Origin of the sequence: Mesorhizobium sp. M4B.F.Ca.ET.214.01.1.1, assembly GCF_004791545.1 — a bacterium.
GTDB lineage: Bacteria > Pseudomonadota > Alphaproteobacteria > Rhizobiales > Rhizobiaceae > Mesorhizobium > Mesorhizobium abyssinicae.
Genome location: NZ_SRUX01000002.1, coordinates 325,040 through 344,293, shown reverse-complemented (window position 1 = coordinate 344,293; position 19,254 = coordinate 325,040). Strand labels below are relative to the sequence as shown.

The window sequence follows — 19,254 nt, the reverse complement described above, 5'->3', positions numbered from 1 at the left end:
CGGAATCGCGTAGAAACAAATAGTTAGAGCGGGTCGGCGGTTCCATGAAACGCTGAACCGCTCTAGCACGCTACGCCGCCGCGCTCAGCCCCAGCCGGTCGATCGCCAGCCTGCGGGTCGAGACATAGTCTGTCTTGCCCGAGCCCAGCACCGGGATCTCCTCCACCTTGACGATGTCGTTGGGCACCATCAGTTCGGCCGCGCCCGCCTTCTTGCCGAAGGCACGCAGTTCCTCCGCGCTGGCGTCATCGGCCGTGGTCACCAGCACGATGCGCTCGCCGCGTCTCTTGTCCGGCACCGCCACGGCGGCGTGGCGCTCTTCCGGCCACAGCGACTGCACCAGCATCTCGACGGCGCCCAGCGACACCATTTCGCCGGCGATCTTGGCGAAGCGCTTGGCGCGCCCGCGAATGGTGATGAAGCCGTCGCGGTCGATCGAGACGATGTCGCCGGTATCGTGCCAGCCGTCGAGCGGCTGCAACTCGCCCGGCCGGTCGGCGGTCATGTAGCCCATCATCATGTTCGGCCCGTCGAGCCACAGCCGGCCGGCGTCGTCGATGCCTTCGACCGGCTCGAGCTTCATGCGGATGGCTGGCAGGGCCCGCCCGACCGTGCCGTCGCGGCCATGGATGGCGGTGTTGACGGCGACGACCGGAGCGGCCTCGGTCAGGCCGAAGCCCTCGATGATCGATGCGTCGAAGCGCTCGCGGTAGACACGGCGCGTCTCCGGCTTCACCGCCTCGGCGCCGGCGACGACGAAGCGCAGGCTGGAGAAATCGCCATCCTTGGCGGTGCGCGCATAGTTGGCGAGGAAGGTGTCGGTGCCGAACATGATGGTCGGCCTGACCTTGCGCGCGATCTCGGGGATGATCTTGTAGTGGAGAGGGGACGGGTAGAGGAACAGCTTCACGCCGGTGACCAGCGGCAGGATGGTGCCGCCGGTCAGTCCGAACGAGTGGAACACCGGCAGCACGTTGAGCAGGATGTCGGCGGGCGAGATGGTGATGCGGGCCTCGGCCTGCATGGCGTTGGCGTAGAGGCTCTTGTGCGACAGGACGACCGCCTTGGGCGTGCCCTCCGAGCCTGAGGTGAACAGGATCACCGCCGGCTTCGCCGCATCCTGTGGCCGCAGCGGAAAGCGCCACAAGAGGGCGGCGGCGAGCTTGTCCAGCATCGTCATGCTCTGGCGCACATCCTCGAGCCACAGCATCCTGGCGCCGCCTGCCTCGACCGCCTCGACTATGTCGGCGAGCCCGGCCTTCTCGATGAAGGCGCGGGACGACACGACCGTTCTGATGACGGCGGTGCGCACGGCGGCGGTGACGCTCGCCGGTCCCGCCGTGTAGTTGATCATCGCCGCCACCCGGCCGGCCGAGATCAGGCCGACGAAAGACAGCACCACGCCATTGGCGTTGGGCAGCAGCAGGCCGACCGCCTCGCCCGGCGCCGTCACCGCTTCGAAGCGGCGCCCCAGGACGCGCGCGCCGATGAACATCTTGCGGTAGCTCAGCGCGCCCGAGATGACGTCCTCGATGATCGGATGCGAGGCGCCGACCCTGGTTGCGGCGTCGCGAATGGCGAGGAACAGGCCACGGTCGAGATTGGTGCCGAAGAGCCTGGCTTCCGCGAAGCGGTCGAACAGCGCGTTGGTGTTGGAGGCCTGGTCGGGATTGCGCGCCGCCAGCTCGGCAATCGTCATCGGCTCCAGCACGCTCACCGAAAGGCGCGGAAACCAGTGGCGCGGCGCCCTGTCGGCCGGGGTCAGCGATGCCGGCAGGTCGCGGGCGCGGGCGACGAAGATCGGCACGATGCTGGCGTCGGCCTGCATGGCGATGCGGGTAATGGCGCGAAACAGGCGGAACGACTTGATATCAGGCTCGACCGCATCGGGCAGGTAGACGGCGAGCTTGCCCTTGCCTTTCAGGACCCGCACCAGCCGGCGGCTGACGAAGACATGCTCGGCGTTGAAGGCGATGGTGCGGCCAAGCTCGCGCCATGGCTCCAGCCAGGGTGAGCGCGCCGAAGCGTCGTCGAGGATGTGCAGCGTGTCGTCCGGCAGCAGCGACAGCATCAGCGCCGGCTCGATGCGCGACTGGTGCGAAATCACGTAGATGATCGGCGCCTTGGCATTGCGGGCGATGCGGATGCGCTCGTCGGCGATGCGGTAGGCGAGCTTGAACGGCACATAGAGCAGCGCCTGCGTGAAACGCAGGCCGAGGCGCACCGATTCCAGCACGCCGATCAAAAGCCAGGCCGCGACGAGGCCTGCAAGCAGCGCCAGGGTCAGGATCATTGCCGCGCTCTCCCAACGTCCTCCACGTCGCGGCTCTTGAGTGGCCGCTTCGGCGCCAGAGGGTAGCGGAAGTGGGGGCGACGTCAATGTGGACTGAGTGCCCTCTGGCCTTCTCTCCTTGTGGGAGAAGGTGGCCGAGCGAAGGTCGGTCGGATGAGATGTGTTGGACGGATCACTGTTTTGAAGACGTAGGTGCCTAAAAACATTGGAGTTTTCGAGGTCGAGTTTCTTCCAACACCCCTCATCCGTCTCGGCGCTACGCGCCGAGCCACCTTCTCCCGCAAGGGGGAGAAGGGGGAGCGCTCTTTACGCCGCGTTCAACCTGCCGCTGATGAAGCGGAACTCCTGCGTCTTGCCGCCATAGCCATAGGCGGCTGCCGGCACTTCGTGCACGAAGGCATAGCTTTCTTCGTGGACGCCACCCAGCAGGCGGCCGAAGGCGGCGAAGATCGCCTTGAGATAGGCCTCGAGCTCCAGCTTGGTGTTGGTGCCGTCGACCACCTTGATGTCGAGCCAGAAGGTGTTGGTGCCGTGCTCTGCGAGCGACTTGCCGCCGGCGAACCAGTGCTGGGGATCGAAATAGCTGATCGCGACCGCGGTGATGGTCGGATCCTTGCGCAGATGTGTCGCGGTGAGCTCGGTCACCTCCCTGGCGATGGCGGCAGAGAGTGCGGCGTCGGGCTTGCCGGTGACGCTGACATTGATGATCGGCATTTTCTTTCTCCTCGTTGTGAGCGGCGCTTCCTCGCCCTTGGAAGAAACCATGTCACGAGCCTCGAATCAAAAAAATCGAATTGTTTTGAAGAAAAGATTCGATATCATCGAACTATGCAAACGCTCGACCCAGACCTTCTCAAAACCTTCCTTGCTTTCGTCGATGGCGGTTCGCTGGCGAAGGCGGCTTCCACCGTCGGCCGCTCGCCTCCGGCGGTGACGGCGCAGATGCAGCGGTTGGAGGAGATCGTCGGCGAACCGCTGCTTGCTCCCCAGGGCAGGGGGCGCGGCTTGACGCCGGCCGGCGAGGATCTGGTCGGCCATGCCAGGCGCATCCTCGCCGTCCACACCGAGGCCTTGCTGGCGCTGAAGGGCGCGCGTGCCGACGGCCGCCTCGCCGTCGGCACGACGCAGGATTTCGCTGATCGCGGCCTGCCGGAACTGCTGCGCGCCTTCGCCGTCAGCCATCCGCGCGTCCGGATCGAATTGCGCGTCGGCCGCTCCATCGAGCTCGGACAGGCGCTGCAGGCCGGCGATCTCGATCTGGCGATCACCATGCGCCAGTCACCGGGCCCCGACGAGGTTGCCGTGATCGGCGAGCCGATGCTCTGGCTCTGCTCGCAGAAGGGGCTCGCCGCGCGCGAAGACGTCTTGCCGCTGGCGCTGCTCGACCCGCAGTGCGGCTTTCGCGAAGCGGCGCTCGCCGCCCTCGACGCGGCGGGCCGCCGCTACCGCATCGCCGCCGGCAGCGCCAGCCTTGCCGGAGTGCGCACGGCGGTCAATGCCGGCATCGCGCTGACCTTGCGCACGGCGCGCTTTGCCCATTCCGGCATCGTCGAAGCCCCGCGCGAGTTTGCGCTGCCGCCGGTTCCGACCGCCGAGTTCGCCATCCGGCTGGGTCAGAACGCCGGGCGGCCGGCGCGCGATCTGGCGACGCTTTTGAGCGCCGGTCTGGCATCGTCCGCAGCCTGATCGCCGCGCAAAGAAAAAGCCGACCTTGCGGTCGGCTTCTAAGGAGGGCGGATCGAGGGGTTTGGGGGGACTTGGGGGTGATCCGCCACAGCAACAATGCGCGGGCCCGATGATGGTTCCATGACCCGAAAAATATTTTTCAGTTGGCCGCGCGCCCTGCCGCCAGCCAGTCGCGCCCGGCATGGGCAAACACCGCGCAAAGCACGATCGCGCCACCGATTATGCTGGCGGCCGGCGGGATCTCGCCGAGGAACAGGAAAGCGAACGCGATCGCGAACGGCACTTCGGCCGAGCCGAGCAGGCCTGATTCGGACGCCGGGATCAGCCGCGAACCTTCCGTCCACAGGATCGACGCCAGCGCGAAGGAGCCGCCGAACGTGGCCAGCAGCAGCGCATCCCGTGCCGAGACCGCCAGCGGATCTGTGACGAACCAGCCGAGGACGAACAGAAGGAAGGCCGACACCGCGCCAGCCCACACAACAGGCGTGTCGCGGAAGGCGCGCACCATGATCATGTAGAGCGCGCTGCCGGTTGTCATCAGCAGCGCCAGCCCATCGCCGAAGAGATGGCCGGTGCCGAAGCCCGACCACACCATGATGCCGACGCCGCACAGCGACACGGCGGCGGCAAGCATCGTCTGCAGCCGGAATTTTTCCCGCACCAGCAGGAAGGCGAGCAATGCGGCGATGAAAGGCGAGGTCGCGTAGATGACGGCGACATTGGCGACATAGGTGAATTTGAACGCCGCGATGAAGGCGATGCTGGCGGCTGCGCCTTCCAGCGCCAGCAGCCAGCCGCGCCAGCCGAGCCGCAGGCTTTCGCGCCCGCCGGAGCGGCGCCGCCGCCACAGCACATAAAGCGTGATCAGGATCGAGCCGACGAAACCGCGCCAGCAGGTGATCGTCAGCGGATCGGCGTGGATCGATTTTGTCAGCACGCCGGTGAGGCCGAACACGACGGCGGAAGCCGACACCAGGACGATGCCCAAGGTTCGCTCGGCGGCGCTCGTCGCGCCATCGGCCAATGTATCAGTCATCTCGAGGGAATCGGTCATGTCCTCAGTCTACGTCGCCCTACCGGCATGGTTCCGTCAGTTGTCATGCTAGAGCCGTTTGCGGAAATGCTCGTTGCCGATGACGAGCAGGCCGGCGGCGACGATCAGCGCCGCCCCAAGGAACACCTCGCGGCGCGGCACGTCGCCCCAGATGGCGAAGCCGAGCGCGAAGGCCCAGACCAGCGACGTGTACTCGAACGGCGCCACGATCGACACCGGCGCCCTTTTCATGCCTTCGAACAGAAGATACTGCGCCATGCCGCCGAGCGCACCGACGCTGGCCAGAAGCAGCAACTGGCCGCCGTCGGGCGTCCGCCACCAGATCAGCGCCGGCGCCACGGAGAAGAGCAGGAAGTAGAAATTGTTGAGCACGAGCTGGATCGTCGTGCGCTCCTGCATCGCTATCTTGCGCAAAAGCACGACGGCGATGCCCCAAAGCAGGGCCGCGGCCAGCACCAGGACCATCGGCAGCGAGATGCCGAGATGGGTCGGATCGCAGGCGACGAATACGCCGGCAAAGCCGATCAGCACCGCCAGCCAGCGCAGCAGCGGCACCTTCTCGCCAAGCATGAACACCGACAGCACGGTGACGATGATCGGAGCGGCATAGTAGATGGTGGTGAGCTCGGCGAGCTGCAGGGTGCGGGCGGCATTGTAGTAGCAAAGCCAGGCCGCCAGCGTGAAGGCGCTGCGCACCAGCATCGGCCGCACGATGGGCGAGCGCGCAGTATCGGTGAACAGGCGCCGCCCGCCGATCGCCGCGCAGGCGGCAAGGATGGTGACCGAGCGGAAGAACATGATCTGCCAGACGCTGATGCCGACGACCAGCAGCTTGATCGCTGCGTCCTGCGCCGAAAACAGGAAATAGGCGCCGCCGGTCAGGAGGATGCCGGCCAGCACCCTTTCGCGGCTATCGAGAATGGCGACATCGGCCATGCGGCACCGCTTTGCGGACGTTGCTTGCATTGAGCCAAACCCCTTGGCCCAACAGGATCAGCCTATACGGGCGATGGCCCGCACGGCGCTACGCCAGCTCCGGCCTTGCGTTGGGGCACAGGCCTGGCGGCCTGCATTCACCTGACGCTTGCGGCACACGGATGTTCGACGTCTTGCAATGCTGGACGGTCATCGCCCGTTCAGGTAATTTTGCAACTCGCGGATTGATCGGCGCGGCTGACCCCGGCAGTGGACTATGGAGAGGCGCGCCAATGCGTGCGCTGCATAGGTCCGGAAGCTTCGATGACTGACGTGATCGATCGACTGGTGAGGGCGATGAACGCGCATCAGCTCGACGCTGTCGCCGCTCTCATCCACGAGAACTATCGAAGCGAACAGCCGACGCACCCGGGCAGAGCCTTCGTTGGCCGCGACCAGATGCGCGCCAACTGGGAGGCCATGTTCGCAGGGATACCTGACTTCCATGCGACGGTCATGCGCTCGGTCCGGGACGGCGACACGACCTGGACCGAATGGCATTGGTCCGGCACTCGCCGCGACGGAAAACCCTTCGAGGTGCGCGGGGTCACCCTGTTCGAGATCGTCGACGATCGGATCGTAAGCGGGCGACTGTATCTGGAGGACGTCGAGAGGCAGCCTGTCGGCATCGAAGACGCGGTCGAAGCCCTTTCCGGGCGCCGTCCGTCAACGGCCGGCAGCGAAACCTGTTCGTGAGCCGCAGGCCTCACTGCGTTGCCTGATAAAGCTCCGCGGCCGCCTCCTTCAGCGCTCGCCTTCCGTCCGCCCTGAAATACATCATGTGGCCGCCCTCGACGACATCGAGGCGGATAGGCTTTGCGTCGGAAAGCGGCGGAACCTGATTCACCAGATAACGCGAGGCGAGATAGGGCGTGACGAGGTCGGTGTAGCCGTTGACGATGACGACGCCGAGCGCGGGGTTGAGTGAACGCGCCCGCTGCAGATCATCCATCACGCCGGCATAGCCTTGCCGCGAGGTGCCGTAGTCCCAATTGTGGGTGACCTCGCCATTGAGCAGCCGGTAGCTGATGTCGGCGTGGAAATTGAGCTCGTCGCGGACATAGCCGACGAAGGCCGAGGTCAGCGCCGGCACACTGCGGTCGAGCACGGGATCGGGTCCTGCGATGCGTCCGCTCTCTGGCGCGATGTCGGCCGTGCCGATCATGCCGTCATACGGGCTCAGCACCTTGCCTTTGGCGCGGGCGAATTCTCGCGCGAACAGGCCGGTCGGGACGCGGGCGAAATTGTGCTGGACGAGCTCGAGCGGCAGTCCGGTGATATCAGCCACGCGCTGGCTCGCCAGCTTTCCGCCTTGTTCCAGCCCGCTGGTCAAAGCGGTGAGGTAGTCGCCCATGGCATAATGCTCGACCTCGGCGAGCCTTTCCCGCAACGCATCCCCGCTGACGCCTTCGCTGCTGAGGCGCACCGCCGCCAGCGAGGGCAGTTCGAGCGCCCAGTGCAGCGGCTCGAATTCGTCCGGCTGCACTAGCATGAACTCCAGCGCCGGAGAGATCAGCACGATGCCGTTCGGGCTGATGCCGACATCCTCCTGCAGCGTGCGGGCAAGCAGCGCCGCACGGAACCCGCCATAGCTTTCCCCGGCAAGGAAAAGCGGCGACCCGGTGCGGCCGTTCTGGGCGAGATAGAGCCGGATGAAGGCGCCGATCGAGCTGGCGTCCTGGCTGACGCCCCAGAAATCGTGCGTGTCCTGGCCGGGCGCCTCGCGGCTGTAGCCGGTCCCGACCGGATCGACGAAGACGAGGTCGGTCATGTCGAGCCAGCTGTCGGGATTGTCGATGAGCTTTTGCGGTGAGGGCAGGAATTCTCCAGCTGCACCGGTCATGACGACGCGCGGCCCGAGCGCGCCGAGATGCAGATAGGCGGAGGCCGCGCCCGGCCCGCCGTTGAACACGAAGGTGATGGGGCGAGGGGCAGCCTTCGCCTCGCCCTCCGATGGCCGCAGCGTGTAGGCGACGTAGAAGATCTCGGCTGTGACATCGCCCTTGCCGGAGAGCAGCGACAGGGTGGCGGCCTTAGCCTGATAGTCCAGCTTGCGCCCGGCGATGGTGATCGAGTGGTTCGTCGTCTGCGGCTGTGGCAGGAGCGACAGCACGCCGCCCGCGGGCGCCGGCCGTTCCGGCGTTTCGGCGAGACCAGCCGGCGCGAACGCGGCAAGCAACAGCAGGGCGAGGGGAACGAGTTTCAGCTTGAACCGCATGACGCCTCCGCGGGAACGACTTCCGCATAGGTATGGCTGAGCCTGTCGAAGTCAAAGGGGGCGTCTCGACACTTGGGTTCCTCGCCTCGCCTAGGGCGGGGGAAAGGAACCCAAGCTGGAATAATGTGCTATCAACCACCAAAGAATATCGAAAGGAGCGCAAATGGACGCGACCGCACTCAAGGCCATGCAGGCGCCGCTGAAGGACGCCTATCGAGAGGATGCCTCGCGCGCGCTGATCACGCTTAGGGCAAGGGGCTCGGTCGACGACCAGTCGATCGCCTGCAAGGTCGAGACGGGCAGGGCGCTGGCCATCGCCGGCCTTCATCCGGCGACCGGCGGCTCCGGGCTCGAGCTCTGCTCCGGCGACATGCTGCTGGAGGCGCTGGTCGCTTGCGCCGGCGTTACCCTGAAGGCGGTGGCGACGGCGCTGGAGTTCAAGCTTGGCAATGCCACCGTGCAGGCGGAGGGGGATCTCGACTTTCGCGGCACGCTGGGCGTCGCCAGGGACGCACCGGTCGGCTTCCGCGAAATCCGGCTCAGTTTCGATCTCGACACCGACGAGCCGCAGGAGCGTATCGATTCGCTGCTCAAACTCACCGAACGCTATTGTGTGGTGTTCCAGACCATCAGCAACAAGCCGCAACTGACGGTCAGCGCACGGCGCTGAAGCTACTGTGCCGAAGGCTCTTCGGCATCCCCTTCGTCGGTGAACGGCGAGGCGCTCGGCACGCACTGCACCGCCCATCCCTGAGGGGTCGGCTGCTTCTGGTATTCGGTGACGGCGTTGGTGCACTGTTCGCGGGTGTCGAAGGTGCTGGGCAGCACCACCATGCCGCCCTGTGGGCCGGCGATCACCAGATACCAGACCAATGCTACGCTGGGAGCAGCCATGGGAATTCCTCACTATGTTGGTGTGGGAGAGTCGGCCGATCCTAGCAACTCCGGGCGAGCGGTGAAAGCTCGCCCGGCCTGCGGTGCATGCGCGCGACATCACAGCCGCGTGATGTCAGCCCCGCTCTCCAGCGGTCATTCGACGGCGAAGCAATAGAACAGGCCGTCGCCGCCGGTGCCCTTCAGCGCCTCCTGGCTGCAGCCGCCACGCGAGGCATGCGAGGAATTCCATGACTTGGCGGCTGCCGAATCGTCGAGCCCGGTGCGGTCGTGATGGCCCATCATGGCCACCCCCTCCGCGCCGCTCATCGTCCAGTCGCCGCAGGTCTGGTCGGCGATCTTCGTGCCGTCGGGTTTCGAGCCGGTCAGCACGTCATGGCGGTTCGGCTTGTCGCCGCGGCCGTTGACCACCTCGCCCTTCTCGTTGAGCGCCGTCTCCTTGCTGATGGCGTTTGCATCGCCATGCAGCGAGGCGACATCGTCGGCGATCTTGACGCCCTTGGCGTTGACCCACGGACCCTTGCCGATGCGGTCGCGCGCATCCTCGGCGCCGGTCGACAGGTAGGCATGCCAGGTCTTGCCCTTGACGCCGGCTGCCTCCGCCAGCGACGCGCAGTGCGCGTCGGCGCCCTTCAGCCCACCGAGATCGGCGCCCTTGCCGGAGCCGACACTGGTGACGAAGAAACTCATCTTTGCGTCTTGCGACAGCGCCGTGCCGGCGGTAGCGGCGGTAAGTGCGGCGGCGGCAACGAGAATAAGTCTACGCATGGCGGTCCTCCGGTTTCGAATGTTCTACATTCGAAGAACGTTGCCGCAGGCGTATTTAATCCGTCTCGAGCTCGGTTTATTCCGGTTGCCGGTAGGTGACGAAGCGGTTGTGCTTGGCCTGGAAGATCAGGCCGGTTTCCTTCAGTTCCGGGCTGGCCAGCGGCACGATGCGCCTGGCGATCTCGGACGGATGCGGCAAGGTCTCCGGATCCTCGCCCGGCGCGACCTGCGCGCGCATGGCGGTGCGGGTGGCGCCGGGATCGGCCGCGTTGACCCTGAGCGGCAGGCCCTGCGTCTCATGCGCCCAGGAGCGCATCATCGTCTCGACCGCCGCCTTTGAAGCAGCGTAAGGCGCCCAGAAGGCGCGCGCCGAGTGTGCCGCGTTGGAGGACATGATGATGGCGCGGCCGGCGTCGGAAAGACGCAGCAGCGGATCGACCGAACGGATCAACCGCCAGGTCGAGGTGACGTTGATGGTCATCACCTTCTCGAAGGTCTTGGCTTCGACATGGCCGATCGGCGTGATGACGCCGAGCACGGCGGCGTTCGCCACGAGGATGTCGAGCTTGCCCCAGCGCTCGTGGATGGCGCCGCCCAGCCGGTCGATGCCGGCCATGTCGGCAAGGTCGAGCGGCACCAGCGTGGCCTCGCCCTTGCCGGTCCTGGCGTGCTCGGCCTTGATCGCATCGTCGAGCTCCTCGAGCCCGCCGACTGTGCGTGCGACCGCGATCACATGCGCGCCGGCGGCAGCCAGTTCCTTGGCCATGAAATAGCCGATGCCGCGCGAAGCGCCGGTGACGACCGCCAGGCGGCCGGAGAGGTCGAGGGTCATGCGAGAGCTTCCGTGAGGTGGTCCGGCCTACGCTCCGCTTGTCGCCAGCAGCGACAGCGTGCGCACATTGTCGTGGCCTTCGAAGTCGAGCAGGCGCGTCGGGTACTGGCCGGTGAAGCAGGCGTCGCAGAACTGCGGCTGGTCGTTGTCGCGCCCGGCCTCGCCGACGGCGCGGTAGAGCCCGTCGATCGACAGGAAGCCGAGGGAATCGACACGGATGAATTCGGCCATCTCCTCGACCGACATGCGCGAGGCGAGCAGCTTCGACTTCTCCGGCGTGTCGACGCCATAGAAGCACGACGCGCTGGTCGGCGGCGAGGCGATGCGCATATGCACTTCCTTGGCGCCGGCGTCGCGCACCATCTGCACGATCTTCTGGCTGGTGGTGCCGCGCACTATCGAATCGTCGACCAGAACCACGCGCTTGCCCTCGATCATGCGGCGGTTGGCGTTGTGCTTGAGCTTGACGCCCATATGGCGGATCGAATCGCCGGGCTGGATGAAGGTGCGGCCGACATAGTGGTTGCGGATGATGCCAAGCTCGAAGGGGATGCCGGCGGCCTGGGAGAAACCGATCGCGGCCGGCGTGCCGGAATCCGGCACGGGCACCACGATGTCGGCCTCGACCGGGTTTTCCTGCGCCAGTTCGGCGCCGATGCGCTTGCGCACCTCATAGACGTTGCGGCCTTCGACCGAGGAATCCGGCCGCGCGAAGTAGACATATTCGAAGATGCAGAAGCGGGTCTTCTGCGGTTCGAACGGGAACAGGCTCTCGATGCCCTTGGAGGTGATGACGACCATCTCGCCGGGCTTCAGGTCGCGCACGAAGCGGGCGCCGATGATGTCGAGCGCGCAGGTCTCGGAGGCGAGGATCCAGGCGCCATCGAGGTCGCCCAGCACGAGCGGGCGGATGCCCAGCGGGTCGCGGCAGCCGATCATTTTCTTGGCCGTCATGGCGACAAGCGAGAAGGCGCCTTCGACCTGGCGCACCGCGTCGATGAAGCGCGAATTCAGGTCACGCTCCTTGCTGGTGGCGACCAGGTGCAGCAGCGTCTCGGTGTCGGAGGTCGAGGAAAAGATCGAGCCCTGCTTCTGCAGCGCGCGCTGCACGGTCAGCGCATTGGTGAGGTTGCCGTTGTGGGCGACGGCGAGGCCGCCCTCGGCGAGCTCGGCGAAGAAGGGCTGGATGTTGCGCAGGCCGGCGCCGCCGGTGGTGGCGTAGCGGGTGTGGCCGATGGCGCGATTGCCCTGCAGGCTGTCGATGACGCGCTGCTTGGTGAAGGTGTCGCCGATCAGGCCGACATGGCGCTCGACATGGAACTGACTGCCGTCATAAGAGACGATGCCGGCGGCTTCCTGGCCGCGATGCTGCAGCGCGTGCAAGCCGAGTGTGACGATCGCCGCCGCATCCTGCCGGCCGAAAATGCCGAACACGCCGCACTCGTCGTGGAAATGGTCGTCGGCCTCGGCGGAAAGCACGTCGCCTGCGTCTGCCTTCGAAACTGCCATGGGGGCTCAAGCTCCGCTAAAATCGCCATATAAGGCGATCGCTCGTCGAAAGCAACGCATGCCTTGCGGCGTTCACACCAACGTCAATCCCGGGGAAGCGCCCGCCTTGCCGCGGGCGCCCGTTTGACCGGGATCAGTTTGCCGGCGCCGGGCTGGCGGGAGCCGGAGCCGGCGCGTTGTCGGCCGGCGCTTCGCCTTCGCTGTCGTCGGCCGGCGCATCGGCATCGTCGCCGTTTGCCGGCGGTTCGGCCGCCGGCTGATCGGTCGTCGCGCCGGGTGCCACCGGCGTCTCGGTCGCGGGCGCACCCTTGTGCGTGTATTTGTTGACGAGGTCTTCCGTGTTCTCGGGAAGCAGGCTTTCGAGCTTGGCGCCGATCGTCTCCAGCAGCGGCCGCGACTTGGCGTTGGCGACCCAGCCGGGCGCCTTGGCGCCGGCCAGCCAGTTGAAGAACAAGAGCGCCACCGCGACCACCAGGACGCCGCGCGCCGCGCCGTAGAGGAAGCCGAGTGTGCGATCGAGGGCGCCGATACGGGAATCGATGATCCAGTCGGCGAGCTTCATGGTGATGACCGAAACGACGATCAGCGCGATGACGAAGACGACGCCGGCGGCCGCCGCCATGGCGATCTTGTCATTGTCGACATAGGGCTGAACGTAGGGCAGCACCGGCTTGTAGAAGAAGAAGGCCGCCGCGGCCGCCGCCACCCAGGAGACGATGGACAGCACCTCGCGCGAGAAGCCGCGCACCATGGCAAGCATCGCCGAGACCAGGGTGAAGCCGACGAGAATTCCGTCAAGCAGCGTAATCGGCATGTCCTTCGCCCCACTCCATGTCTTCAGCGCTCGATGTCTTTACCGCTCGACGAGCCGCGTCATTCTTGCTCCTCGGCGCGGTTGCGCCGTGAGCCGGCTATACGCGCCACGAGGTCGGCAAGCTCGGTGGGCTGGAAAGCGCCGGCCCCGATCCCCCCAGCGCCATTGCCACCGACAAGTTCCTCGCTGCCCAAGGGCAGGACCGCACTACCGAAACCCAGCTTTTCGGCCTCTTTGAGGCGCTGCTGCGCATGCGCAACCGGCCTCACCGCACCCGACAGGCTGATCTCGCCGAAATAGACGCAATCGGCGGGAAGGGCAAGACCGGTGAGCGAGGAAACCAGGGCGGCGGCGACCGCCAGATCGGCAGCCGGCTCGCTGATCCGGTAGCCGCCGGCGACGTTGAGATAGACATCATGCTGGCCGAAGCGCACGCCGCAATGGGCTTCGAGCACGGCGAGCACCATCGACAGCCGCGCGCCGTCCCAGCCGACCACGGCGCGGCGCGGCGTGCCCAGCGAAGACGGCGCCACCAGCGCCTGGATTTCGACCAGCACCGGGCGCGTGCCCTCCATGCCGGCGAAAACGGCGGCACCCGGCGACTTCGCATGACGCTCGCCGAGAAAGAGTTCTGACGGGTTGGCGACCTCGCGCAGGCCCTTGTCCGACATCTCGAACACGCCGATCTCGTCGGTCGGGCCGAAGCGGTTCTTCACCGTGCGCAGGATGCGGTAGTGGTGGCCGCCTTCGCCCTCGAAATAAAGCACGCCGTCGACCATGTGCTCGACGACGCGCGGGCCGGCGATCTGGCCTTCCTTGGTGACATGGCCGACCAGCACGATCGCAGCACCGGTGGATTTGGCGTAGCGGATCATCGCCTGCGCTGCCGCGCGCACCTGGGTGACGGTGCCGGGCGCCGAATCGGCGAGGTCGGTCCACAGCGTCTGGATGGAATCGAGGATGACGAGGTCGGGCCGCTTGCCGTCGGCGATGGTTGCCAGGATGTCCTCAACATTGGTCTCGGCGGCGAGCTCGACCGGCGTCGAGGCGACGCCGAGGCGCTGGGCGCGCAGCCGGATCTGGGCAACGGCTTCCTCGCCGGAGACATAGACGATGCGGTGTCCCCTCGAGGCAAGCGCGGCGGCGGCTTGCGTCAGCAGCGTCGACTTGCCGATGCCGGGATCGCCGCCCACCAGCAGCGCCGAGCCGCGCACGAAGCCGCCGCCGGTGGCGCGGTCGAGCTCGCCGATGCCGGAGACGATGCGCGGCGCGTCCTCGATGTCGCCCGACAGGCTGGTCAGCACCACGGCGCGCCCCTTGCGGGCGTTGCGGGTGTTGGCCGGTCCCGAGCCGATGCCGCCGGAGGTGCCTTCCTCGACCAGCGTGTTCCACTCGCCGCAGGCATCGCACTTGCCTGCCCAGCGCTGGTGCACCGATCCGCAATTCTGGCAGATGAACTGGACGCGCGATTTAGCCATGCAGTTGCGCCGTTCGCAGATGGCGGAAGGCTGGCGTTCCCGCCCACCCCCCTCTGTCCTGCCGGACATCTCCCCCGCAAGGGGGGAGATTGGATGTCGCCACCGTTTTCGCCAATCGCCGACGTTGCAGGACAGGGACCGCCGCCAAAGCTGTCGATCTCCCCCCTTGCGGGGGAGATGGCCGGCAGGCCAGAGGGGGGTGTGACGGAGCGCGACTGCGGGTCAAAAAACTACTCAAACCTGTCCGGCAAATGATGCTCTTCCGCGAGGTCGGAGAAGCGGGTGAATTCGCCGTGGAAGGCGAGGCTGACCGAGCCGGTCGGGCCGTGGCGCTGCTTGGCCACGATCACCTCGGCCTTGCCGCGCATCTCGTTCATCTCGGCTTCCCACTTGATGTACTCGTCGGTGCCGAGCTTCGGCTCGCGGTTCTTGAGGTAGTACTCCTCGCGATAGACGAACAGCACCACGTCGGCGTCCTGCTCGATGGAGCCGGATTCGCGCAGGTCCGAGAGCTGCGGACGCTTGTCGTCGCGGCTTTCGACCTGACGCGACAGCTGCGACAGCGCGATGATCGGCACGCCGAGCTCCTTGGCCAGCGCCTTGAGGCCGGTGGTGATCTCGGTGATTTCCTGCACACGGTTCTGCGAGGCCTTGGCGCTGGAGCCCTGCATCAGCTGGATATAGTCGATGACGATGAGGTCGAGGCCGCGCTGGCGCTTCAGGCGGCGCGCGCGGGCGGAAAGCTGGGCGATCGAGATGCCGCCGGTCTGGTCGATGAACAGCGGGATCTTCTGCATGGTCTGCGAGCAGGCGACCAGCTTTTCGAAATCCATCTCCGAGATCTCGCCGCGGCGGATCTTCGACGACGAGATCTCGGTCTGCTCGGAGATGATGCGGGTGGCGAGCTGCTCCGACGACATTTCGAGCGAGAAGAAGCCGACGACGCCGCCATTGGCGGCCTTGAACGAGCCGTCGGCCTGCTGCGCAGGCACATAGGCCTCGGCGATGTTGAAGGCGATGTTGGTGGCGAGCGACGTCTTGCCCATGCCTGGGCGGCCGGCAAGCACGATCAGGTCGGAAGGCTGCAGGCCGCCCATGCGGCGGTCGAGGTCGCGCAGGCCGGTGGCGATGCCGGACAGGCCGCCGTCGCGCATATAGGCGGCGTTGGCCATGTCGACGGCGGTTTTGACCGCGTCGGTGAAGCTCTCGAAGCCGCCGTCGTAGCGGCCGGTCTCGGCCAGCTCGAACAGGCGCCGCTCGGCGTCCTCGATCTGGTCGGACGGCGACATGTCGACCGGGGCGTCATAGGCGATGTTGACCATGTCCTCGCCGACGGTGATCAGCGCGCGGCGCGTGGCGAGGTCGTAGATGGCGCGGCCATAGTCGGTGGCGTTGACGACGGTGACGGCCTCGACGGCGAGCCGCACGACATATTGCGCCACCGTCATGTCGCCGACCTTTTCGTCCGCCGGCAGGAAGGTCTTCAGCGTGATCGGGGTCGCGATCTTGCCCATGCGGATGAGCTCGGCCGCCACCTCGAATATCCGGCGATGCAGCGGCTCGTGGAAATGCGCCGGCTTGAGGAAGTCGGAGACCCGGTAGAAGGCGTCGTTGTTGACGAGGATGGCGCCGAGCAGCGCCTGCTCGGCCTCGATATTGTTCGGTGCCTCGCGATAGAGCGGTTGCTCCGCCACGCCGAATTTGCGCGCTGCCTCAGCCATGATATCCCCGATTTCGATCCCGACCTCTCGATAGCAAGAACGAGATGAGTCGGTGCTGACCTTTCTGCATCACCCGAAGGCCAATCAGCCTTGATGCCCGCTGTTCACAGGAACGGCAAACCGTCCACAGGACAGAATTCCCGTGCCCCGATTCCGGTTGACTCGGCAAGGCCGCGATTCTACGCGAAGCTGTAGAACAAATAAAGAACAAATTGTCATTCAAATATCCAGCGTGTCGCCCCAGTCCAGCCGTCGCGAGATCCTGAACGCGTCGCCGTCGCGCTTGCTGAACAGTGTCTCGCCGGCACTGCCGTCGGGCACGCAAAGCTTGAGCAGCACCTTGCCGGAGCCGGCTTTCGGCGGCGCGATCACGCGCGCCGGGCGCGCCGGCGCCGGCTGCCGCGAGGCGGCGATGTAGATGAATTTCTCGTCCTCCCAGGGGACGTCGGCGTCCTTGGCGAGGCGATGCAGGCGCGAGCGCGCGACGCGGCGCGAGAAATGGCACCAGTCGGGCGGGACGAGCGGGCAGGGCGCCTCGTGCGGGCAGGGTGCCAGCACATGCGCGCCGGCCTCGATCAATTGCCGGCGGACGGCAAGGATGCGCTGCCAGCCGGCCGGCGTTCCCGGCTCGACGATCAGCAGCGTGTCGGCGGTCAACTGCCAGAGTCGGCCAACCAGTTTGGGCAGCGAGGCCGGCACGATCTCGTCCAGCACATAGGCGGCGGTGACCAGATCGGCGGGTTGAAGATCCGTGAGATCGATCGTGGCGTCGCCGGCGAGCCATTCCGTCCTGGCGGCGACCGTCTCGGCGGCCAGCGTCTGGCCGATCTTGCGCACCGCCGCGCTCGCCTCGAGCATCACCGCCGCCTCGAGGTCGGACCACAGGTCGATCGTGGCCCAAAGCATGGTGCCAGGCCCGGCGCCGATATCGAGCAAGGTCCTCGGCTGGAACTCGGGCCTTGCCTCGGCCAGCGCGTCGAGGCTGGCGCGGACGGCGGCATAGGTCGCCGGCAGCCGCGTCGCCAGATAGGCTTTGACCGCCATGTCCTCGGCCATGTGCAGGCGGCCGTCGCGCAGCTCCGCGCGGTAGCGGTCGGACAGCGTCCGCGCCGCCTGCTTGAGCGCCGGCAAGGGCACATTTTCGAGCAGGCGCTCGACGCCTTGCCGGAGCGGGGCGGGGAGTTCCACGCGTCACGCTCCCCGGGGTGCGAGAAGGATGACCGAAGCGCCGGCGATGCAGATCGCCGCACCGGCAAGGTCCCAGCGGTCGGGGCGCACGCCTTCGACCAGCCGCAGCCAGCCGAGCGATGCCGCGATGTAGATACCGCCATAGGCGGCGTAGGCGCGGCCGGCGGCCGATGTGTCGACCAGCGCCAGCAGGAAACCGAACAAAGCGAGCGAGACGAGCCCCGGCGCCAGCCACAGCGGCGACTTCTCCAGCCGCCACCAGGCCCAGAACGAGAAGCAGCCGGCGATCTCGGCAAGCGCGGCGGCGATGTAGATGAGATAGGTCATGAAAAAAGGTCTCGCGATAACGAGACCTTTTTCATGCTTGGGCCGGCTATGGCAAGGATAATGGGCCGATTGGCCGCGATGCCGCCGGCTTCCTACTCCCCGTCCGCCACCTTCCGGCGGCGGGCGGGCTTGGCGACGGTCGGCTCGGGCCGGTGGCCGATGTCGCGCATTTCCAACGCCTTCTCGCATTTGGCCATGTAGTCGCGGGTGACCGGCAGCGTGTCGTTCCTCTTGGCGAGCTGGATCTGGAAGATCACCAGGTCCTGCCAGCGGAAGGCGGCTTCCGAGGCGGCGAGGTAGAATTCCCACATGCGGCAGAAGCGCTCGTCGTAGATCGCCTTGGCCTTGTCGCGGTTGGCGGCGAAGCGCATGCCCCAATGCTTCAGCGTGTCTGCATAGTGCAGCCTGAGCATTTCGATGTCGGTGACGACGAGGCCCGACTTCTCGATCGCCGGCATCACCTCGGAAAGCGCCGGGATGTAGCCGCCCGGGAAGATATATTTGCGGACGAAGGCGCTGGTCGCCCACGGCACGCCGGAGCGGCCGATCGTGTGCAGCAGCATGACCCCGTCGGGCTTGAGCAATGTCGCCGACTTCTCGAAAAAGGTGCGGTAGTGGTTGACGCCGACATGTTCGAACATGCCGACAGAGACGATGCGATCGAAGCGTTCGTTGAGCGAGCGATAATCCTTGAGGTCGAAATGCACCCTGTCCTGCAGCCCTTGCACATGGGCCCGGTCTGTGGCGACGCCGTGCTGCTCGATCGACAGCGTCACACCTTGCACGTCGACGTCGAAGGCCTTGGCGAGATAGAGGCCGAGCCCGCCCCAGCCGGAGCCGATATCGAGCACCGTCTGCCCGGCTTTCAGCCGCAGCTTGGCGGCGATGTGCCGCCTCTTGGCCGCCTGCGCCTCGTCCAGCGTCATGTCGGGCTGCTCGAAATAGGCGCAGGAATACTGCATGTCCTCGTCGAGGAAGAGCCGGTAGAGGTCGCCTGAGAGATCATAGTGGCGCTGCACGTTGCGCCGCGCGCGCGCGGCGGTGTTGATCTGCTGCAGCCGGCGGAAGGCGTGGCGCAGGCCTTCGATCGCCTTCGACCAGGTCGCATCGATGCCGCCGCTGCCCATGTTCTGGAAGGCGATGCGCATCACCCCAAGCACGCCGCCTTCGAGGATATCGAGTTCGCCGTCCATATAGGCTTCGGGTACCGCCAGCATCGGATCGAAGCTGATGGCGCGTTCGGCGTGCTTTGTCTTGATGTGCATGTGCACCGGCTCGCCGCTGCCGTCGCCGAAGGTGACCGTCGAGCCCTTCGGCCCGGTCACTTTGAGATTGCCGGTGCGCACCAGGCGGTCGAGAAGGCGCTTCAAGAGAATATTCATGACCAAATGTCCCCAACGTCAGACAGGATGGCCTGACGCAGGGTCCCGAAATCGCTATCGATTTCGCGGCGGGATCATGCGCCAAGTCAAAGGACTACGACGTCCTTTGTGCGTC

At 66.3% G+C, this 19,254-nt stretch carries 18 protein-coding genes; 3 read left to right on the top strand and 15 right to left on the bottom strand.

Going from position 1 to position 19,254, the window contains the following annotated elements; genetic code table 11:
- Positions 1 to 70: 70 nt before the first annotated feature.
- Positions 71 to 2,293, bottom strand: coding sequence for an AMP-binding protein (locus tag EN857_RS04955; protein WP_127284287.1), 2,223 nt, complete (start codon positions 2,291 to 2,293; stop codon positions 71 to 73).
- Between the two features lie 306 nt (positions 2,294 to 2,599).
- A complete protein-coding gene (locus EN857_RS04950; protein WP_127310845.1) occupies positions 2,600 to 3,007 on the bottom strand; it encodes a 4-oxalocrotonate tautomerase family protein in 408 nt (135 codons plus the stop codon).
- A 114-nt stretch (positions 3,008 to 3,121) separates the two neighbouring features.
- Here EN857_RS04950 and EN857_RS04945 point away from each other — a divergent pair, with 114 nt between their 5' ends.
- Positions 3,122 to 3,979, top strand: coding sequence for a LysR substrate-binding domain-containing protein (locus EN857_RS04945; RefSeq protein ID WP_135858058.1), 858 nt, complete (start codon positions 3,122 to 3,124; stop codon positions 3,977 to 3,979).
- Between the two features lie 139 nt (positions 3,980 to 4,118).
- On the opposite strand, the gene EN857_RS04940 is transcribed toward EN857_RS04945, so the two are convergent.
- Both EN857_RS04940 and EN857_RS04935 read right to left on the bottom strand, forming a co-directional pair.
- A complete protein-coding gene (locus EN857_RS04940) occupies positions 4,119 to 5,033 on the bottom strand; it encodes a DMT family transporter (RefSeq protein WP_245509040.1) in 915 nt (304 codons plus the stop codon).
- 48 nt (positions 5,034 to 5,081) lie between these two features.
- Entirely contained in the window at positions 5,082 to 5,969 is an 888-nt protein-coding gene (locus EN857_RS04935; protein ID WP_127286737.1) for a DMT family transporter, read from the bottom strand.
- 303 nt (positions 5,970 to 6,272) lie between these two features.
- Here EN857_RS04935 and EN857_RS04930 point away from each other — a divergent pair, with 303 nt between their 5' ends.
- Positions 6,273 to 6,704, top strand: coding sequence for a nuclear transport factor 2 family protein (locus tag EN857_RS04930; RefSeq protein WP_127286736.1), 432 nt, complete (start codon positions 6,273 to 6,275; stop codon positions 6,702 to 6,704).
- A 10-nt stretch (positions 6,705 to 6,714) separates the two neighbouring features.
- Here the strand turns inward: EN857_RS04930 and EN857_RS04925 are convergent, their stop codons facing one another.
- The gene (locus EN857_RS04925; protein ID WP_127392712.1) at positions 6,715 to 8,226 is read right to left on the bottom strand and encodes a peptidase S10; all 1,512 of its coding nucleotides are present in this window, start codon (positions 8,224 to 8,226) and stop codon (positions 6,715 to 6,717) included.
- Positions 8,227 to 8,389: 163 nt separating this feature from the next.
- Here EN857_RS04925 and EN857_RS04920 point away from each other — a divergent pair, with 163 nt between their 5' ends.
- Positions 8,390 to 8,896, top strand: a complete 507-nt coding sequence (locus tag EN857_RS04920) for an OsmC family protein (protein ID WP_127286734.1) — start codon at positions 8,390 to 8,392, stop codon at positions 8,894 to 8,896.
- A gap of 2 nt (positions 8,897 to 8,898) precedes the next feature.
- On the opposite strand, the gene EN857_RS04915 is transcribed toward EN857_RS04920, so the two are convergent.
- The 10 genes from EN857_RS04915 to EN857_RS04865 all read right to left on the bottom strand — a co-directional run bounded on the left by EN857_RS04915 (position 8,899) and on the right by EN857_RS04865 (position 19,139).
- Positions 8,899 to 9,120 carry a hypothetical protein gene (locus EN857_RS04915; RefSeq protein WP_127286733.1) on the bottom strand — a complete coding sequence of 74 codons (222 nt, stop codon included), beginning with the start codon at positions 9,118 to 9,120 and terminating at the stop codon, positions 8,899 to 8,901.
- Between the two features lie 135 nt (positions 9,121 to 9,255).
- Complete coding sequence (locus EN857_RS04910; RefSeq protein ID WP_127392711.1) at positions 9,256 to 9,888, bottom strand: hypothetical protein; 633 nt, start codon at positions 9,886 to 9,888, stop codon at positions 9,256 to 9,258.
- A gap of 76 nt (positions 9,889 to 9,964) precedes the next feature.
- The gene (locus EN857_RS04905) at positions 9,965 to 10,720 is read right to left on the bottom strand and encodes an SDR family NAD(P)-dependent oxidoreductase (RefSeq protein WP_127310954.1); all 756 of its coding nucleotides are present in this window, start codon (positions 10,718 to 10,720) and stop codon (positions 9,965 to 9,967) included.
- Between the two features lie 27 nt (positions 10,721 to 10,747).
- On the bottom strand, positions 10,748 to 12,229 hold the full coding sequence (purF, locus tag EN857_RS04900) for an amidophosphoribosyltransferase (RefSeq protein WP_127287302.1): 1,482 nt from the start codon (positions 12,227 to 12,229) through the stop codon (positions 10,748 to 10,750).
- 133 nt (positions 12,230 to 12,362) lie between these two features.
- On the bottom strand, positions 12,363 to 13,043 hold the full coding sequence (locus EN857_RS04895; protein WP_127285619.1) for a CvpA family protein: 681 nt from the start codon (positions 13,041 to 13,043) through the stop codon (positions 12,363 to 12,365).
- A gap of 59 nt (positions 13,044 to 13,102) precedes the next feature.
- A complete protein-coding gene (radA, locus tag EN857_RS04890) occupies positions 13,103 to 14,521 on the bottom strand; it encodes a DNA repair protein RadA (protein WP_127285618.1) in 1,419 nt (472 codons plus the stop codon).
- A gap of 230 nt (positions 14,522 to 14,751) precedes the next feature.
- Positions 14,752 to 16,242: a replicative DNA helicase gene (locus tag EN857_RS04880; protein WP_127285617.1), complete on the bottom strand. Its 1,491-nt coding sequence runs from the start codon at positions 16,240 to 16,242 to the stop codon at positions 14,752 to 14,754.
- Positions 16,243 to 16,461: 219 nt separating this feature from the next.
- Positions 16,462 to 17,430: a small ribosomal subunit Rsm22 family protein gene (locus EN857_RS04875; RefSeq protein ID WP_127310953.1), complete on the bottom strand. Its 969-nt coding sequence runs from the start codon at positions 17,428 to 17,430 to the stop codon at positions 16,462 to 16,464.
- A 3-nt stretch (positions 17,431 to 17,433) separates the two neighbouring features.
- Positions 17,434 to 17,757: a YnfA family protein gene (locus tag EN857_RS04870; protein WP_127310952.1), complete on the bottom strand. Its 324-nt coding sequence runs from the start codon at positions 17,755 to 17,757 to the stop codon at positions 17,434 to 17,436.
- 92 nt (positions 17,758 to 17,849) lie between these two features.
- The gene (locus EN857_RS04865; RefSeq protein ID WP_127393174.1) at positions 17,850 to 19,139 is read right to left on the bottom strand and encodes a cyclopropane-fatty-acyl-phospholipid synthase family protein; all 1,290 of its coding nucleotides are present in this window, start codon (positions 19,137 to 19,139) and stop codon (positions 17,850 to 17,852) included.
- Between the last annotated feature and the right edge of the window lie 115 nt (positions 19,140 to 19,254).

Excerpts from the sequence above, each read along its gene's own strand:
- EN857_RS04955 (WP_127284287.1), bottom strand. The coding sequence starts at position 2,293 with ATGATCCTGACCCTGGCGCTGCTTGCAGGCCTCGTCGCGGCCTGGCTT.
- EN857_RS04865 (WP_127393174.1), bottom strand. The coding sequence starts at position 19,139 with ATGAATATTCTCTTGAAGCGCCTTCTCGACCGCCTGGTGCGCACCGGC.
- EN857_RS04925 (WP_127392712.1), bottom strand. The coding sequence starts at position 8,226 with ATGCGGTTCAAGCTGAAACTCGTTCCCCTCGCCCTGCTGTTGCTTGCC.
- EN857_RS04950 (WP_127310845.1), bottom strand. The coding sequence starts at position 3,007 with ATGCCGATCATCAATGTCAGCGTCACCGGCAAGCCCGACGCCGCACTC.
- radA (WP_127285618.1), bottom strand. The coding sequence starts at position 14,521 with ATGGCTAAATCGCGCGTCCAGTTCATCTGCCAGAATTGCGGATCGGTG.
- EN857_RS04910 (WP_127392711.1), bottom strand. The coding sequence starts at position 9,888 with ATGCGTAGACTTATTCTCGTTGCCGCCGCCGCACTTACCGCCGCTACC.
- EN857_RS04940 (WP_245509040.1), bottom strand. The coding sequence starts at position 5,033 with ATGACCGATTCCCTCGAGATGACTGATACATTGGCCGATGGCGCGACG.
- EN857_RS04920 (WP_127286734.1), top strand. The coding sequence starts at position 8,390 with ATGGACGCGACCGCACTCAAGGCCATGCAGGCGCCGCTGAAGGACGCC.
- EN857_RS04935 (WP_127286737.1), bottom strand. The coding sequence starts at position 5,969 with ATGGCCGATGTCGCCATTCTCGATAGCCGCGAAAGGGTGCTGGCCGGC.
- EN857_RS04870 (WP_127310952.1), bottom strand. The coding sequence starts at position 17,757 with ATGACCTATCTCATCTACATCGCCGCCGCGCTTGCCGAGATCGCCGGC.
- EN857_RS04930 (WP_127286736.1), top strand. The coding sequence starts at position 6,273 with ATGACTGACGTGATCGATCGACTGGTGAGGGCGATGAACGCGCATCAG.
- EN857_RS04880 (WP_127285617.1), bottom strand. The coding sequence starts at position 16,242 with ATGGCTGAGGCAGCGCGCAAATTCGGCGTGGCGGAGCAACCGCTCTAT.
- EN857_RS04915 (WP_127286733.1), bottom strand. The coding sequence starts at position 9,120 with ATGGCTGCTCCCAGCGTAGCATTGGTCTGGTATCTGGTGATCGCCGGC.
- EN857_RS04895 (WP_127285619.1), bottom strand. The coding sequence starts at position 13,043 with ATGCCGATTACGCTGCTTGACGGAATTCTCGTCGGCTTCACCCTGGTC.
- EN857_RS04905 (WP_127310954.1), bottom strand. The coding sequence starts at position 10,720 with ATGACCCTCGACCTCTCCGGCCGCCTGGCGGTCGTCACCGGCGCTTCG.
- purF (WP_127287302.1), bottom strand. The coding sequence starts at position 12,229 with ATGGCAGTTTCGAAGGCAGACGCAGGCGACGTGCTTTCCGCCGAGGCC.
- EN857_RS04945 (WP_135858058.1), top strand. The coding sequence starts at position 3,122 with ATGCAAACGCTCGACCCAGACCTTCTCAAAACCTTCCTTGCTTTCGTC.